Source organism: Azospirillum sp. HJ39 (genome assembly GCF_041507355.1).
Lineage (GTDB): Bacteria > Pseudomonadota > Alphaproteobacteria > Azospirillales > Azospirillaceae > Azospirillum > Azospirillum thiophilum.
In genome coordinates this window covers 2833997-2848737 of the sequence record NZ_CP167911.1, presented here as the reverse complement: position 1 = coordinate 2848737, position 14741 = coordinate 2833997, and the positions used below count along the sequence as shown (strand labels likewise).

Annotated in this window: 17 protein-coding genes; 11 read left to right on the top strand and 6 right to left on the bottom strand. The window is 67.4% G+C overall.

What is annotated here, in order from left to right:
* Positions 1–213 precede the first annotated feature (213 nt).
* The 10 genes from ABMY26_RS26880 to sigJ all read left to right on the top strand — a co-directional run bounded on the left by ABMY26_RS26880 (position 214) and on the right by sigJ (position 7047).
* Positions 214–825: a PadR family transcriptional regulator gene (locus ABMY26_RS26880; protein ID WP_372397619.1), complete on the top strand. Its 612-nt coding sequence runs from the start codon at positions 214–216 to the stop codon at positions 823–825.
* 21 nt (positions 826–846) lie between these two features.
* A complete protein-coding gene (locus ABMY26_RS26875; RefSeq protein ID WP_372397618.1) occupies positions 847–1140 on the top strand; it encodes a DUF2218 domain-containing protein in 294 nt (97 codons plus the stop codon).
* Between the two features lie 244 nt (positions 1141–1384).
* Positions 1385–1840 carry an Rrf2 family transcriptional regulator gene (locus tag ABMY26_RS26870; protein WP_045581124.1) on the top strand — a complete coding sequence of 152 codons (456 nt, stop codon included), beginning with the start codon at positions 1385–1387 and terminating at the stop codon, positions 1838–1840.
* A gap of 169 nt (positions 1841–2009) precedes the next feature.
* A complete protein-coding gene (cysK, locus tag ABMY26_RS26865) occupies positions 2010–2969 on the top strand; it encodes a cysteine synthase A (RefSeq protein ID WP_372397617.1) in 960 nt (319 codons plus the stop codon).
* 179 nt (positions 2970–3148) lie between these two features.
* The gene (locus ABMY26_RS26860) at positions 3149–3934 is read left to right on the top strand and encodes a hypothetical protein (RefSeq protein WP_045581122.1); all 786 of its coding nucleotides are present in this window, start codon (positions 3149–3151) and stop codon (positions 3932–3934) included.
* A gap of 118 nt (positions 3935–4052) precedes the next feature.
* The gene (locus ABMY26_RS26855; protein ID WP_372397616.1) at positions 4053–4841 is read left to right on the top strand and encodes a ThiF family adenylyltransferase; all 789 of its coding nucleotides are present in this window, start codon (positions 4053–4055) and stop codon (positions 4839–4841) included.
* 33 nt (positions 4842–4874) lie between these two features.
* Positions 4875–5339: a DsrE family protein gene (locus ABMY26_RS26850; RefSeq protein WP_144428155.1), complete on the top strand. Its 465-nt coding sequence runs from the start codon at positions 4875–4877 to the stop codon at positions 5337–5339.
* A 14-nt stretch (positions 5340–5353) separates the two neighbouring features.
* Entirely contained in the window at positions 5354–5611 is a 258-nt protein-coding gene (locus ABMY26_RS26845; protein ID WP_045582459.1) for a hypothetical protein, read from the top strand.
* A gap of 84 nt (positions 5612–5695) precedes the next feature.
* The gene (locus ABMY26_RS26840; RefSeq protein WP_372397615.1) at positions 5696–6148 is read left to right on the top strand and encodes a carboxymuconolactone decarboxylase family protein; all 453 of its coding nucleotides are present in this window, start codon (positions 5696–5698) and stop codon (positions 6146–6148) included.
* Complete coding sequence (gene sigJ / locus ABMY26_RS26835; protein ID WP_372397614.1) at positions 6145–7047, top strand: RNA polymerase sigma factor SigJ; 903 nt, start codon at positions 6145–6147, stop codon at positions 7045–7047. Before ABMY26_RS26840 ends, sigJ begins: the two co-directional genes overlap by 4 nt.
* Positions 7048–7050: 3 nt before the next feature.
* On the opposite strand, the gene ABMY26_RS26830 is transcribed toward sigJ, so the two are convergent.
* The 4 genes from ABMY26_RS26830 to ABMY26_RS26815 form a co-directional block, all read right to left on the bottom strand.
* Positions 7051–7425, bottom strand: a complete 375-nt coding sequence (locus tag ABMY26_RS26830) for a response regulator (RefSeq protein ID WP_372397613.1) — start codon at positions 7423–7425, stop codon at positions 7051–7053.
* A 76-nt stretch (positions 7426–7501) separates the two neighbouring features.
* Positions 7502–8239 carry an HAD family hydrolase gene (locus ABMY26_RS26825; protein WP_372397612.1) on the bottom strand — a complete coding sequence of 246 codons (738 nt, stop codon included), beginning with the start codon at positions 8237–8239 and terminating at the stop codon, positions 7502–7504.
* A gap of 95 nt (positions 8240–8334) precedes the next feature.
* The gene (locus ABMY26_RS26820) at positions 8335–8778 is read right to left on the bottom strand and encodes a hypothetical protein (protein ID WP_372397611.1); all 444 of its coding nucleotides are present in this window, start codon (positions 8776–8778) and stop codon (positions 8335–8337) included.
* Positions 8779–8896: 118 nt separating this feature from the next.
* Positions 8897–9328: a Fur family transcriptional regulator gene (locus ABMY26_RS26815; protein ID WP_045582456.1), complete on the bottom strand. Its 432-nt coding sequence runs from the start codon at positions 9326–9328 to the stop codon at positions 8897–8899.
* Positions 9329–9712: 384 nt separating this feature from the next.
* On the opposite strand from ABMY26_RS26815, the gene ABMY26_RS26810 reads away from it, so the two are divergent.
* Complete coding sequence (locus ABMY26_RS26810; protein ID WP_372397610.1) at positions 9713–10936, top strand: ATP-binding protein; 1224 nt, start codon at positions 9713–9715, stop codon at positions 10934–10936.
* Positions 10937–10975: 39 nt separating this feature from the next.
* On the opposite strand, the gene htpG is transcribed toward ABMY26_RS26810, so the two are convergent.
* Both htpG and ABMY26_RS26800 read right to left on the bottom strand, forming a co-directional pair.
* Positions 10976–12856, bottom strand: coding sequence for a molecular chaperone HtpG (gene htpG, locus ABMY26_RS26805; RefSeq protein WP_372397609.1), 1881 nt, complete (start codon positions 12854–12856; stop codon positions 10976–10978).
* Between the two features lie 203 nt (positions 12857–13059).
* On the bottom strand, positions 13060–14691 hold the full coding sequence (locus ABMY26_RS26800; RefSeq protein ID WP_372397608.1) for a hypothetical protein: 1632 nt from the start codon (positions 14689–14691) through the stop codon (positions 13060–13062).
* Positions 14692–14741 lie beyond the last annotated feature (50 nt).

The following is a 14741-nucleotide window of genomic DNA, read 5'->3' as shown; positions in this document are numbered from 1 at the left end:
GGCACACACGCGCGAAAGCAAATCCAGGGCGTCGGTTATAGCCCCTTCGGCCACGCGGGCGACAGTGATTTGCGGAAGCCGTGCCGGTGTCCGCACCGCCATGCGGTCCGTCCGCCGCCGCTCCACCGATCGCACGGCTTCCCTCTTGTCAAAGAGTGGGTTTCGATATATCTAAGTTTTCGTTATATCGAAATTGCATCGAAAGAGGGTTCCATGTTTCGGCATCTGTTTCACGACCGCGGACGTCGCTTCTCGCGTCCGGATTTCGACGACGAGACGCCGGAGGGGCGCGGCCGTCATGGCCGCCACGGTCATCGCGGCGGCTGGGAAGGCTGGGGCGGCCATGGCAAGGGGGGGCGTGGTGAGCGTCGCGTCTTCGACCATGGCGATTTGCGGCTCGTCCTGCTGTGGCTGGTCGCTGAAAAGCCGCGCTCCGGCTATGACCTGATCAAGACGATCGAGGAGATGGTCGGCGGCGCCTACAGCCCCAGCCCCGGCGTCGTCTACCCCACCCTGACGCTGCTGGAGGAGCAGGGGCACATCCGCGTCGGTTCCACCGAGGGCAACAAGAAGCTCTACGAGATCATGCCGGAGGGCGAGGCCGCGCTGAAGGCGGCGGAGCCGATGGTTGCCGCGGTCCGCGAGCGCATCGCCCATGCCCACGCCCGCCAGAAGCGCGAATCGTCGCCGCAGATCGTCCGTGCCATCGAGAATTTCAAGCTGGCCCTGCGGTTGCGGCTGTCGCGCGGCGACCTGACACCCGCACAGACGCAGGCCATCGCCGACGCCATCGACGATGCCGCCCGCGCCGTCGAACGCATCTGACCGTATTGAGGAGACAAGGACATGACCGCATCGACCGCACGCGTCGCCACCGCCAACGGGCGTCGCTACATGACCCAGCTGTGCAAGCATTGGGCGCACAAGTTCGAAGTCGTCCATGACGAGAACCAGGGGCTCGTTCCCTTCGCCCCGGACAGCCGCTGCCGGATGGCGGCCGATGCCGAGGGGGTGACCCTGACCGTCGAGGTTGAGGATGCCGGGCAGTTGGAGCGCATGCAGCACGTGGTGGTCGACCACCTGAAGCGCTTCGCCTTCCGCGAGGATCTGGGGGAGGTGGCGTGGACGCCGGTGCCGTGACGGCTGCCGGCGCGGCCGCGGTGCGTTTATTTTCCCGAGTCAGCCTGCGACAAATCCTGTTGTGAATTCCCGCAGCAAAGGTGTAAAAACATCTTAACCAACAGGTGGAACTGGGGGAGATGATGGCGTTTCCACCGGCGGACCGGCTCGGACCGGCCGACGCCTGGACGTTCCGTCCGAACGTCCGGGACCGACACCTGGGGGGTCAGAACACGCACAGTCAGAACACCGGGAGTCGCTCGTGATGCTCCGCATCTCCAAGAAGCTGATGTTCGCCATCGAGGCGGTCCTCGACATCGCCTACAACGCGGGCACCGAGCCGGTGCAATCCGGAGAGATCACCCGGCGCCAGGGCATTCCGAAGCGCTACCTGGAACAGGTGCTGCAACAGTTGGTCCGCGACGGCGTGCTGGCCGGGGTGAGAGGGCCGCGCGGCGGCTATCGGCTGGCGCGCGAACGGCGGCGGATCACATTGGGCGAGATCGTGAAGGTCGTCCGTTCGATGGAGACCGCCACGGATCCGATCGAAGAGCCGGCGGGATCCATCCTCGGCCATCAGGTGGTGCGCCCGCTGTGGGGCGAATTGCAGGAGGAGTGCATGGCAAAGCTCGATACCATCACCATCGAGGATCTGTGCATGCGCGCCCGCCGCGCCGGGGTGGAGAGCGAGACCGAGGATCGGATCGATTTCACCATCTGATGCCGGCCGGACGGCACGAGCTGATGCCGGCCGGACGGCACGAGACCGCCGGTGGGGTCGTTCGGATGATCAGGCGTCCCCACTTCCCGTTTGACAGGCTCCCCGCGCTGGATAAAGCTCGGTTCGGGGTGTTGAACTCACGCATAACACAAATCTTAGAGGTGGAATCATGGCTGCACCCGAATTCCGCGGCAGGATCTACGACAGCATCCTCGACACGATCGGTGCCACGCCGCTGGTGCGGCTGGACCGTCTTGCCGGCGAGGCCGGGGTCAAGGCGCAGATCATCGGCAAGCTGGAGTTCTTCAATCCGCTGGCCAGCGTCAAGGACCGCATCGGCCGCGCCATGATCGAGGCCGCGGAGGCTGCCGGCACCATCGCGCCCGGCCGCACCACGCTGGTCGAGCCCACCTCCGGCAACACCGGCATCGCGCTGGCCTTCGTCGCCGCCGCCAAGGGCTACAAGCTGATCCTCACCATGCCGGAGAGCATGTCGGTCGAACGGCGCAAGATGTTGAAGCTGCTGGGTGCCGAGCTGGTGCTGACCCCGGCGCAGGAAGGCATGAAGGGCGCCATCCGCAAGGCCGAGGAGATCCTGGCTGCCGATCCGAACACCTATCTGCTCCAGCAGTTCAAGAACACGGCCAACCCGGCCATCCACCGCGCCACCACCGCGGAGGAAATCTGGAAGGATACCGACGGGCAGGCCGATTTCCTGATCTCCGGCGTCGGCACCGGCGGCACGCTGACCGGTACCGCCGAGGTCCTCAAAGCCCGCAAGCCGTCCTTCAGGGCGGTGGCGGTCGAACCGGAGGACAGCCCGGTCCTGTCCGGCGGCATGCCCGGCCCGCACAAGATCCAGGGCATCGGCGCCGGCTTCGTCCCCGACATCCTGAATAAGGATTTGATCGACGAGGTGGTCCGCATCTCCAACCAGCGCGCCTTCGAGACCGCCCGCGCCGTTGCCCGCCTGGAAGGCGTGCCGGTGGGTATTTCGTCGGGCGCGGCGCTTGCCGCCGCGCTGGAGATCGGCGCCCGTCCGGAGAATGAGGGCAAGCAGATCGTCGTGATCCTGCCGTCCTTCGCCGAACGCTACCTGTCGACCGCGCTGTTCGAGGGGCTGGAATAACGGTGCCGGAGTAACGGCTTGGCACCGGGGGCGTCTTCCCGATCGGGCGGACGCCCCCCCTCTTCCGCATCCTTCCCGCGAAATTCCATCCCGAAATTTGACCGAATTCCTCTTTTCCGCTACTCTTTCCGCGTGACCATCGCGCCGTTTTTGTCCGCGCCGAAGGGGGAGTGACCGCCATGGCGGACCTGACCGTTTCCGTTCCCAACCTGTCGAGCAGCGCCTTTTCGCAGTTGAAGGGGACGACGACCCGCGTCGGGGCCGACGGGGCCAACGCCGATTACCGCAGTTTCACGGTCAGCAAGGCCGGCGAATACAATTTCAAGGTCAACGACACCTTCACCAACGTCGAGATCCGCAACGACCGCAACGAGGTGGTGACCATCCTCAAGTCGCAGGCGGAGGCGACGGACGCCAGCGCGCGGCTGGGGCCGGGAACCTACACGGCGACCATCTCGCAGGCCAACCGTGCGGCCGGCGCGCGCGACTATTCGCTGGACATCTCGGAAAAGCAGAACATCCTGGTGACCGGCGCCGGGGCCATGCTGAAGGGCACGGCCCAGCCGCCGGGAAATGGCGATACCGGCGTTCAGAAGCATACCTTCAACGTGGTCCAAGGCGGCACCTTCACCGCCAACCTGACGCTGCCCGACACGCGCTGGGCGATGATGGACAAGGATGGCAAGGTCGTCGCCTCAAGCGACTCGCTCAAGCCCGACGAACAGGAGAATTTCCTGCAGAAGCCGACCTACAAGCTCGAGCCCGGCCAATACAGCATGGTGCTGGTCCCGCCATCGAAGCTGAAGACGCCCACCGACTTCCAGATGAGTTTCGTGCCCCGCGACCCGAGCCTGTCCGAAACCGGCACGAGCCAGGAAAGCGCCATTTCCAAGACCTTGCGCGAACGGCAGGCCCGCCTGCAACAATGGGCGTCGGAAGCCAAGACGACCAAGACGTCCGCCTGAACGGGCTTGGGCAGCACGAGCCCACGCCGCCTTATCTTTGGCCGGTCCATGCCGCGGATCGGAAACCTTCCTGCGGAATGTTGCTGCACCGGCTTGGCCATGGGGTATGCTGCGGGCCATGGACTTCACGGATACCCAGCTTCACCGCTATTCCCGTCACATCGTGTTGCCGGAAGTCGGCGGCATCGGGCAGGAAAAGCTCTTGCGCTCCAAGGTGCTGGTCGTCGGTGCCGGCGGCCTGGGCGCGCCCCTGCTGCTCTATCTTGCGGCGGCCGGCGTCGGAACCATCGGCATCGTCGATGACGACACGGTCGATCTGTCGAACCTGCAGCGCCAGGTGATCCACGACGAGTCGACCCTGGGCCTGCCCAAGGTGGACAGCGCCGCCGCCCGCATCCACATGCTGAACCCCGATATCCGGGTGGAGGCGCACCGGATGCGGCTGACCCGCGACAATGCGATGGATCTGATCGGCGGCTATGATCTGGTCGCCGACGGCTCGGACAATTTCTCCACGCGCTTTTTGTTGAACGACGCCTGCTTCCTGGCCGGCAAGCCGCTGGTGTCGGCGGCGATCCTGCGCTTCGACGGGCAGTTGACCACCTTCAAGGCGCATCTCGGGGCGCCGCATCCCTGCTATCGCTGCCTTTTCCCCGAACCGCCGCCGCGCGGCACCGTGCCGTCCTGTTCGGAAGGCGGCGTGTTGGGGGCGCTGGCCGGCTCCGTCGGCTCGCTCCAGGCGACGGAGGTGCTGAAGGAACTGCTGGGCCTGGGCGAGAGCCTGTCGGGCAGCCTGCTGATGATGGACACGCTCTATGCGTCCTATCAGCGCATCGCCATCAAGCGGGATCCCGACTGCCCGCTTTGCGGCGATCATCCGACGATCCACGACCTCTCCGCCCACTGACGGGCGCCACGAGAAAGACGGGAGGCGGCCCACATGTCCACCACCATGTCCGAATCCGCGGTCGACGGCACCGCGGCCCTGTCCATCGTCCTGTTTGCCGGCGGCTTCGACCGCGTCCATTATGCGCTGGTGATGGCCAGCGCGGCAGCGGCCACCAACCGCAAGGTCACGCTGTTCTTCACCGGCCGCGCGCTGCGTGCGCTGGTGCACGAGGCGGAGCCGGGGGTGCTGGGCTGGCACGATCTGGACCCGGCAGACGACGGCAGCACGCCGGTGGCACGGGACCGCTATTTCGCCACCCACGGCCTCGCCACCTTCGAGGAACTGCTGGAGGCCTGCGTCGCCCTGGGCGTCACGGTGATGGCGTGCGAGATGGGGTTGCGGGCGCTTGGGCTGCCACCGGGCGTTGGGCTGCGCGCCGACGTACCGGTCGCCACCGGTGGCGTCGTCACCTTTTTGAACGAGGCGCCGAAGGGCGGCGCCATGCTGTTCGTCTGACACGGCCGGTGGGCATGAGCGACAACCGTGACATTCTCGACTTCGCAAACCGCTTCGAGGCGATCGCCGCCGACGGGTTCGAAGGACGTCCCTATCGCCCGGCGCTGGTCGAGCTTGCCCGCCGGGTGCGGGTGCAGCCCGGGGTGGCGCCACAGGTCGCCCATGCGTTGGGTGTGATGATCGGGCTGATCGGCGAGAGCGCGCCCGACGGACGTTTCGCGTCCAAGATCGCCATCCTGCGCGAGGCGGCGGACCTGCTTGCAGAGGAGTGACGGCAGAGCAAGCCAGCCATGCGTCACGCCGGAGGCGTCACCCCCGTCAAGCGGGCGATGACACTCCGAACAAGGATGCGAACCATGGCTTTCCGTCTCACCGTCGCCACCGGCGCGCCCGCCCTTTATGCGGCGATGTACGCCACCACCAAAGCCATCCGGTCCAGCGGCCTGCCGGCCGGCCTGATCCACTTGGTTGACCTGCGCGTGTCGCAGATCAACGGCTGCGCCTACTGCATCGACATGCACAGCAAGGAAGCCCGCAATGAGGGGCAATCCGACGAGCGGATCGCCGCCTTGTCCGGCTGGGAGCGGTCGGACCTGTTCCTGCCTGACGAAAGCGCCGCCTTCGCCTGGGCCGAGGTGCTGACCCGCAACCGGCATGACCGCATCGATGCGGCGCACCGCGAGTTGCAGCGGCATTTCGGTACGGAGCAGATCGCCGCGCTGACCGTGGCGGTGGCGCAGATCAACGCCTGGAACCGTGTGGGCATCGCCCAGCATGTCGAGGGCACCGCCATCGGCGTCGCCGCGTGACGGTGCAGGCCGGCCCGGGCAGCGCGCTCGCCGCCTTTGCGGGAGAGCGGGCGCGCTTGCGCGCCCTGGCCTACCGGCTGCTCGGGTCGGTGGCGGAGGCGGAGGATACGCTGCAGGACGCCTGGCTGCGCTGGTCCGCGGTGGCGCCCGGCAGTGTCGAGTCGGCCCCGGCATTCCTGACCACCCTGGTGACGCGGCTGGCGCTCGACCGCCTGCGCTCCGCCCGGGTGGTGCGGGAACGCTATTACGGGCTGTGGCTGCCCGAACCGGAGGTCGCCGTTTGGTGCGACGAGGCGGAAGATGCCGCAGGGACCGGGTCGGTGCCGATGGCGATGCTCCTGCTGCTGGAACGGCTGGCGCCGGAACAGCGGGCGGTCTTCGTCCTGCGCGAGGCGATGGACCTGGACTATGCGGAGATCGCGGCAACGCTCGGCAAGTCGGTGGAGGCCTGCCGCCAGATCATGCGGCGCGCGCGGGCGCGGTTGGCCGAGCCTGCCGCTGCCCGTACCGATGCCGAAGCGGGCCGCCGGCTGGCCGACGCCTTCGCCGATGCCAGTGCCCGGCGCGACTATGCGGCCATCGTGGCGCTGCTGGCCGACGACGCCCAGTGGCTGAGCGATGGCGGGGGGATGGTATTGACCGCGGTGAACACGCTGCATGGCGCCGACCGCATCGCCCGTTTCCTGCTGGGTGTCCAGCGCAAGCGGGATGCCGGCTTCGGCTTCGTCCCGGTGCGGGTGAATGGCGGGCCGGGTTTCCTGACCCATTTGGGCGCGACGTTCCGCAGTGTCTGGGCGCTCGACATCGCCGACGGACGCATCCAGCGCGTCTACCAGATCGCCAACCCGGACAAGCTGAGGCATGTGGCAGAGGTTCGGGCCGACGGCATCGGCCATTGACCGTCAGGCCGCGACTTCATCCAGCCAGCGGTCCAGCGCGGTCAGGTCGACCGGGCAGGGCAGGATCGGGAAGGGACCGTTCGGCATGTGGCGGCCGGTCATCAGGATGCGTGTCTGCGGATAGAGCATGGCGGCAAGTGCCGCGGCGCGATCGCCCTCGTCCCCTTCGCGGTCGAACGGCAGCAATGCGACGACCGGTGCCTCGGCACCGATGATGGCCAGCGCCTCCAGCGCATTGGCGGTCTGCGAGACCTGAAAGCCGCGGCCGGACAGATGGCCGGCCAGGGCCTCGCGCTGCACCCGGTCGGCATCGGCGACCACGGCCCGGCGTCCGCCATAGCCCGGCGTCCGGATGTCGGCATCGATGCTGAAAGCCACGCTTTTCCTCCGTCCATCATCTTTTCGTCATGGACGGACGGAGTATGAGGGCGGACCGTCGGGTTGTAAACGGCCGCTACCTGTGGTTCGACCTTCGTCGAATGCGGACCACCTCGCCCTTTTGCATCAGCGCCAGCATCGGCAGGTCGCTGGGATGGTTGCCGTAGCCCCAGGTTGCGGCAACCGGGCCGTTCCCGGCGATCCAGGCGGTCACCCGCTCCGCCTTGTCTCGGCGCACGCAGTTGGCGGTGCTGAGCCTCCCGGTCAGCGTTCCGTCCACCACCTCCATCCCGGTGGCCAGCAGGTCGGCCACCCCCAACCCGCGCAGCAGTGCCGGCATATAGAGGTCGAGCGCGCCGGTGGCGACCACCACGCGGCGGCCTTGCCGGCAGTGGTCCTTCAGCACCTCCAGCATCGGCTGGTGCCAGCGGATGCGCGGAACCATCCGCTCCGCCGCGGCCATCGCCTCGGCCACCGGCAGGCCGCGTAGCGTGCGCTTCAGGAAGATCGCCTTGACCGACCCGGGAAAATCGCAGCCGGGTCCCCGGCCGCGGACATGGCGGTGCAACCCCGACCGGATGGCGTCGGCCAGCGCCAGCGCGGCGCGGCGCCGGCCGATCACTTCGCCGACGAACATCGGCAGGCTGTCGCCATGGATCAGCGTGCCGTCGAAATCGAAGAAGGCGACGCCCGACGGACCATGGACAGCGGCCGCGGTAGCCGGCGAATCGGCAAGGGAGGCCGGTGGGGCGGCCGGTTGCGTGAGGCTTGTCCGGGGAGCGGTGCCGGAGGCCGGAGCGGAGGTTATCTGCATGGAGGCGTTTATCCGACCGTAGCGCTCCGGCGGGCAAGGCTTTTCGCCTGCAGCCGGCATCGCACCCGCCAACATGCCCTCCGCCGCTGTTCCGATCAATGCAGCATCGGGCCGCAGGGCACTTTGAAGAGCGGCCCGTCCTCCTGATCGTCTCCGGGACCGTCCTCGGGGCCGGCGACTTGGCCGGCGACATGGCCGTCGCCTTCCTCGAGCTGGGCGATCAGGTCGCCTGACGCTTCCTCCAGCCCGGCCTTTACGGCGATCAGCAAATTGATGATCTCACCATTGTCCTGCTCAAGGCTGCGGACCCGCTCTTCCAAGCGGTCGATGCGGCGCATCAGCAACTCGGACAGGCGGTCCAGACGGGCTAGAACGGGATCCGGACCCGGCATTGCGGATCCCGGTGTGCCGGTTGCGCTTTCAGCCCGGCTTTCGTGGCGGTCGTCGTGGCGGTCATCCATGGTGCGGCCGGTTCCGGTCAGTGAGGTTTGCTCCTCGCCTAACCTTGGGCCAGCGGGCCGCAAGGTCCAGACCGGCACCCGATGCACCCCGCAAGCGATGGCCGCCTGACCCGCCCGTCGAGGGCTTGACGATTCCGGAGAGGTGTCTGTTCAGCCGACACCCCTTGTGCGCATTGCCTATGGGGCAGTTCTAAAGTCAAGACTCAGATTTGTCGGGGCGACGTTTGCGGGGAACGCCGTACAGCTCCAGCCGATGGCCTATCAGGTCATAGCCCAGTTCGCGGGCGATGCTTTCCTTCAGCCGTTCCATTTCATCGTTGGTGAACTCGATGACTTCACCGGAATCGACATCGATCAGATGATGATGATGGTCGGTTCTTGTTTCCTCGTAGCGCGCCCGGCCATCGCCGAAATCCAACCGGTCGATGACATGCGCCTCTTCGAACAGCCGCATGGTGCGATAAACCGTGGCGATGGAGATGCGCGGGTCGATGGCCGATGCACGGCGGTGCACCTCCTCCACATCGGGGTGGTCCGTGGCCTCCGACAGCACGCGCGAGATCACCCGGCGCTGGTCGGTCATCTTCAACCCCTTTTTCACGCACAATTCTTCGAGGCGCGAGGGCATGGACATCCCCTGTAATCCTATCTCTTGTGGCGGGCGGCGGTTCACCCTTCCGGTCTCCCTGGTGCTCGGAAAGCCAGCACCGATTCCCGACCGCACGGACGGACCGGGCCGGCCGATCGCGGCACCCCGAATATCCGAGCATCATACTGTGTTTCGGATGCATTCACAAATGCCCAGCTTTCCTTCCGACGGCCGATCGTGCAAACACCTTGCCGGCCAAGGTCATAGGCATTTCAGCCATGCCCGTCGCGGGGGGGGCGGGGCGCCGGGGTGGAAACCAATTGCTCATAATCCACTGCTAGGTTTTGCCAAAGGGGAACTGCGCATTCGGCGACGGTCGCCCGCATCGGACATGACACCGCCGGACAGGGAGGGGGAGACGCCATGACGCCATTCGATCCGCCGCCCCTCAGGCCGGCCGGTCCCGCCTCGGACTTTGACGGGCTGGAGCCTGCCTTCACCGCCGCCGGGCTCGCCGTGCCGGTGCCCCCGCTGGCACCCGGCCAGGACTGTGCGGTCGCGCTGGCCCGCTTCGGCCGCCAGCCCGACCTGCCGGCCTTGCCGGTGGTCGACGGGGACGGGCTCGTCGCCGGACTGCTGGAGCGCAGCAGCCTGCTGCCCGGCGGGGGGCCGAACAGGGGCGAGACGCTTTCCGGGAGGCCGGTATCCTCGCTGATGGATGCCAGTCCGCTGCTGGTGGAGGGGGCGACCCCGCTGCCGGAGATCGGGCGCCGGCTGGCCCGGCTGAAGCCGGCGGCGCTGGTGACCGGCTTCCTGGTGGTCGAGGGAGGGCGTTATCTCGGCGTCGGCACCGTGACCGTGCTGATGGCGCGCTCGGCCGAACAGACGGAACTGCGCGCCCGCCAATTGGAGGAGGCGCGCCGGCAGGCCGAACGGGCGATCCGCGCCAAGACGGCCTTCCTGGCCAACATGAGCCACGAGATCCGCACGCCGCTGACCGCGATGATGGGATTTGCCGAATTGCTGGAACAGGAGGTGCTGGGCCCGCACGCCATTCCGCTCTACCGCGAATACGCCCGCGACATCGCCGAGAGCGGCCGGCACCTGATGGAGCTGGTCAACGATCTGCTCGACCTGTCCAAGGCTGACGCCGACCGGCTGGAACTGGCGGACGGGGTGGTGGATGTGGTGCGGGTGGCGATCGGTACCGCGCGGCTGCTGGCCGAGCGGGCTGCGCGCCATGGCGTGCGGATCGCCACCGATGTGCCGCTGGATCTGCCGCCGCTGCGGGCGGACGAGCGCAAGCTGCGCCAGATGCTGTTGAACCTGCTGTCCAATGCGGTGAAGTTCACCCCGGCCGACGGTGTGATGACGCTCAGCGCCCGTGTGGCGGCGGATGGCACCCTATGGCTGTCGGTGCATGACACCGGCATCGGCATGACCGGCGAGGAGTTGGCCAAGGCGCTGGAGCCCTGGGGCCAGATCGACAGCGCGCTGGCCCGCGCCCAGGTCGGCACCGGGCTTGGCCTGCCCCTGACCAAGCGCCTGATCGAACTGCATGGCGGCCTTCTGGACGTTGTCAGCTGCCGCGACCAAGGCACCACCATGTCGCTGGTCTTCCCGGCCGAGCGGGTGGGGCGGGGGTAGGGGCCCTCTTCTCCGCGAAGAAGAGGGCCCCCGGTATCCTTACGCCAGCCCCTTCTCCATCGCACCCGCCAGACGGCGGGCGAAGGCGGCGGGGTCGGGCAGTGGTTCGCCCTCGACGATGCGGGCCTGGTCGAGCAGCAGCCACGCCGCATCCTCCAGCGCGTCGGTGGCGCCGCTGTCCTTGGCCCGTTCGGCCAGACGCTTGATCAGGGCGTGGGACGGGTTGATCTCCAGGATGCGCTTGCCGATTTCGCCGTTCAGCTGCTTGTGCTGTTTCAGCAGGCGCTCCAGATGCATGTCCATGTCGTTGTCGTCGGCGACCAGACAGACGGCGCTGTCGGTCAGCCGTTCGGACTTGCGGACGTCCTTCACCGCGTCGGACAGGGTAAGCTTCAGCAGGGCCAGCAGATCGGTCAATTCGCCCTCGGGCGCCTTCTCCTCCGGCTTCTCCGGCTCGGCACCCTTGATCTTGCCGAGGTCCGCGCCGCCGCGCGTCACCGACTTGAAGGGCTTGCCGTCATAGACGCCGACCGACGGCATCCAGAACTCGTCCACCGGGTCGGTCAGCAGCAGAACCTCGACGCCCTTGGCCTTGAAGCCTTCCAGCTGCGGGCTGCGCAGCAGCGTGTCGAGGTCGTCGCCGCTGATGGTGTAGATGGCGTCCTGGCCCTCCTTCATGCGGCCGACATACTGCTCCAGCGACACCAGTTCCTCGCCGGCGGTGGTGCGGAAGCGCAGCAGCTTCAGGATGTCGTCCCGGTGCTCGTAGTCCTCATAGAGGCCTTCCTTCAGCACCGCGCCGAAATTCTCCCAGAAGCCGTTGTATTCGGCGACGTTCTCGCCGTCCTTCGCCTTCTTCGCCAGTTCCGACAGGACACGGCGCGTGATGCCGGCGCGGATCTTGGCCAGCATCGGATTGTGCTGCAGCATCTCGCGGCTGATGTTCAGCGGCAGATCCTCGCTGTCGACCACACCGCGCAGGAAACGCAGATAGGGCGGGAGCAGGCCTTCGGCAGCGTCGGTGATGAAGACGCGCTTGACGTACAGCTTCACCCGGTGGGCGCGCTTGGGATCGAACAGGTCGAAGGGCTTGGTCGAGGGCACGAACAGCAGGTTGGTGTATTCCAGCGCCCCTTCCGCCCGCCAGTGCAGCGTCAGCCACGGCTCGTCGAAGGCATGGCCGACATGATGGTAGAATTCCTTGTACTGGTCGGCGGTGATCTCCGACTTCGACCGGGTCCACAGGGCCGATGCGCTGTTCAGCGCCTTGGCGTCGTCACCCTCGCCGAACAGGATCGGGATGGCGATGTGGTCGGAATATTTGCGGACGATGCCGCCCAGCCGGGTCTCGTCCAGATACTCGTCGTCGCCCTCGCGCAGGTGCAGGACGATCTTGGTGCCGCGCGACAGGCCGTCGGCCTCCGCGATGGTGAATTCGCCCTTGCCGTCGGATTCCCAGCGCCAGCCATGGGGCTCGCCGGCCTTGCGGGTCAGCACGGTGACCGTGTCGGCGGCCATGAAGGCGGAATAGAAGCCGACGCCGAACTGGCCGATCAGGTTGACGTCCTTCTTGCCGTCGGCCTTCTCCGCGCCCTCCAGCGACTTCATGAAGGCGGCGGTGCCGGAGCGGGCGATGGTGCCGAGATTCTCGACCAGATCCTCGCGGTTCATGCCGATGCCGTTGTCGGCGACGGTCAGGGTCCGCGCGTCCTTGTCGACCAGCAGGCGGACCTTCAGGTTCGGATCGTCGGCCGAGAGTTCCGGCTGGGTCAGGGCCGCATAGCGCAGTCGGTCGCAGGCATCCGACGCGTTGGAAACCAGTTCGCGCAGGAACACTTCCTTCTCGCTGTAGAGCGAGTGGGCGACGATGTCGAGCAGGCGGCTGACCTCGGCTTGAAAACTGAGCCGTTCCTCGGTCATGGGGGCACCTTCGTTGGTTTTGCACGGGTGATGGCGTCAAGACGGCGGAGATATGTGAAAGCGTCTCCGCCGTTCAAGAGGCTTGTACCCTGCAACCGCGGGAGGTGTGCGGCGGGATGCCGCGATCCGGCCGGATTTCCGAACTCCGTCCATACATGGGCGGGCGCGGAAATCCGGCAGAACCATGGAGCGCAGGTCGGCCCCTACTTCTTCTTCTTGGGCTGTTCGGCCGGGGCCGGTTCGCCGCCGCCGGCCAGCAGCGGGCTCATGTCGGCGCCGTTCAGCAGGAGCTGGCCCGTCTCCGTCACCTCGATCTTGTAGCTGCGGATGTCGGCGCCGCTGTCGTCCTTGCCGGCCTGGCCCAAGGCCTGGATCATCGCCAGCCCGCCCAGCAGATCCTGCGTCTCCTTGTCGGGCTTGGCGCCCGGAGCCGGCTGCATCGCCTTCACCGCGGCGTCGATGCCGCGCAGCAGGACGGTGGCGCCGCCGGTGACGCCGAAGGCCGCCGGGGTGGCGACCCTGAGCGCACCGGTGGCGGTGCCGGCGGTCGCGGGGGTGTCGAGGTTCAGTGCGTCGATGCGCAACTCGGTCCCCGCTTCGCCCATCGCGGCCATCGCCTGCTGCATGGCCAAGTCGGCCAGCGCGGGGCCGGCCGGCGCCTTGGCGGGCTTGCCGCCCTTCTTCGGCGGAGCCTCCTCGGCCTCGGCGGCCTTGGCCAGTTCGCCGAAGGCCTTCCACAGGGCGGCGTTCGGCAGCTTCGCCATCGACAGCTTCATCTCCATCGTGCGCGGAGTGAAGGCGGCGGGGGCCGGCGACGGGCTCATGGCGAAGTCGCGCGCCTCGAAGCCCAGGCTGACGGTGGACAACGCCTGGTCCAGATCGGCCAGGCCGCTGCGGAAGGCGAACTGGCCGAGCGTGACCGTGGTGCCGTCCTCCGGGTTGACGACGGACAGGTTCGACAGCCGCAGCGCGCCGGTGATGCCGCCGAACATGCCCTGAAGCTTCGGCAACAGCTCGCCGCTGGTCGGTGCCACGCCCTTGGCCGCCGCCTGTTCCGACAGCTTCTGCAGCGCGCTGACCTTGGTCAGGTCGACACGGGTATAGGCGGCCTCGGCGGTGACGCCGCCGATTCTCGCCAGTTCCTTGTTCTTGTCGTCCAGCACCGACAGGCCGCCCAACGCGAAGGCGGCCGGGCCGCTCCACAGCGTGGCGCCGCCACTCCCGGCTTCGGGTTTCAGGTCCTGCACCATGGTCATCGAGGCGATGGAAACCTTGCCCTTGCCGTCGGCAGCGGCGACGGCGATGTCGCTGTAGGCGGCATCGACCGCCAGCAGCGTCTCCAGCGTGCCCGACCAGGTGCTGGTGAAGGATTGCTTGCCGATGGAGATGGTGGCGGCATCGACATACTCGTCGTTGTCGTCGAGGTTCTGCACCTTGATCGCGCCGGGAAGCGTGATCGATACGCCATACTGGCCGTCGTCCTTCGGCGTCACCGACAACAGGACGGTGCCGATGTCGAACAGGGTGCCTTCGGCATCCTCGGCCGACAGGCGGGGCAGGGCGACGTCGTAATGGTCGCCGGCCGGCTTGACGGTCGGTTCGCCCTGCCACTCGAAGCCGATGCCCTCGCCATCCTCGGTCGGCGGCGGGAACCAGCGGGGCAGATCCTTCTTCAGGGAGGCGGCAAGCGACCTGGCGCCGGCGTCGTCGACCGCCGGGGCGGCCTGGGCCGGCGACCAGCCGGCCACCAGGGCGAGCAGGCCGCCAGCGAGCAGGGCTGGCCTCAGGGAGCGGACCGGCAGGGTCGGGTCGGTCGAGGAACGGCGCAGACGCATCGAGGAAACTCTCCCAGGTACGGTTTGGGAGCACGTTAAGCCTGATACGC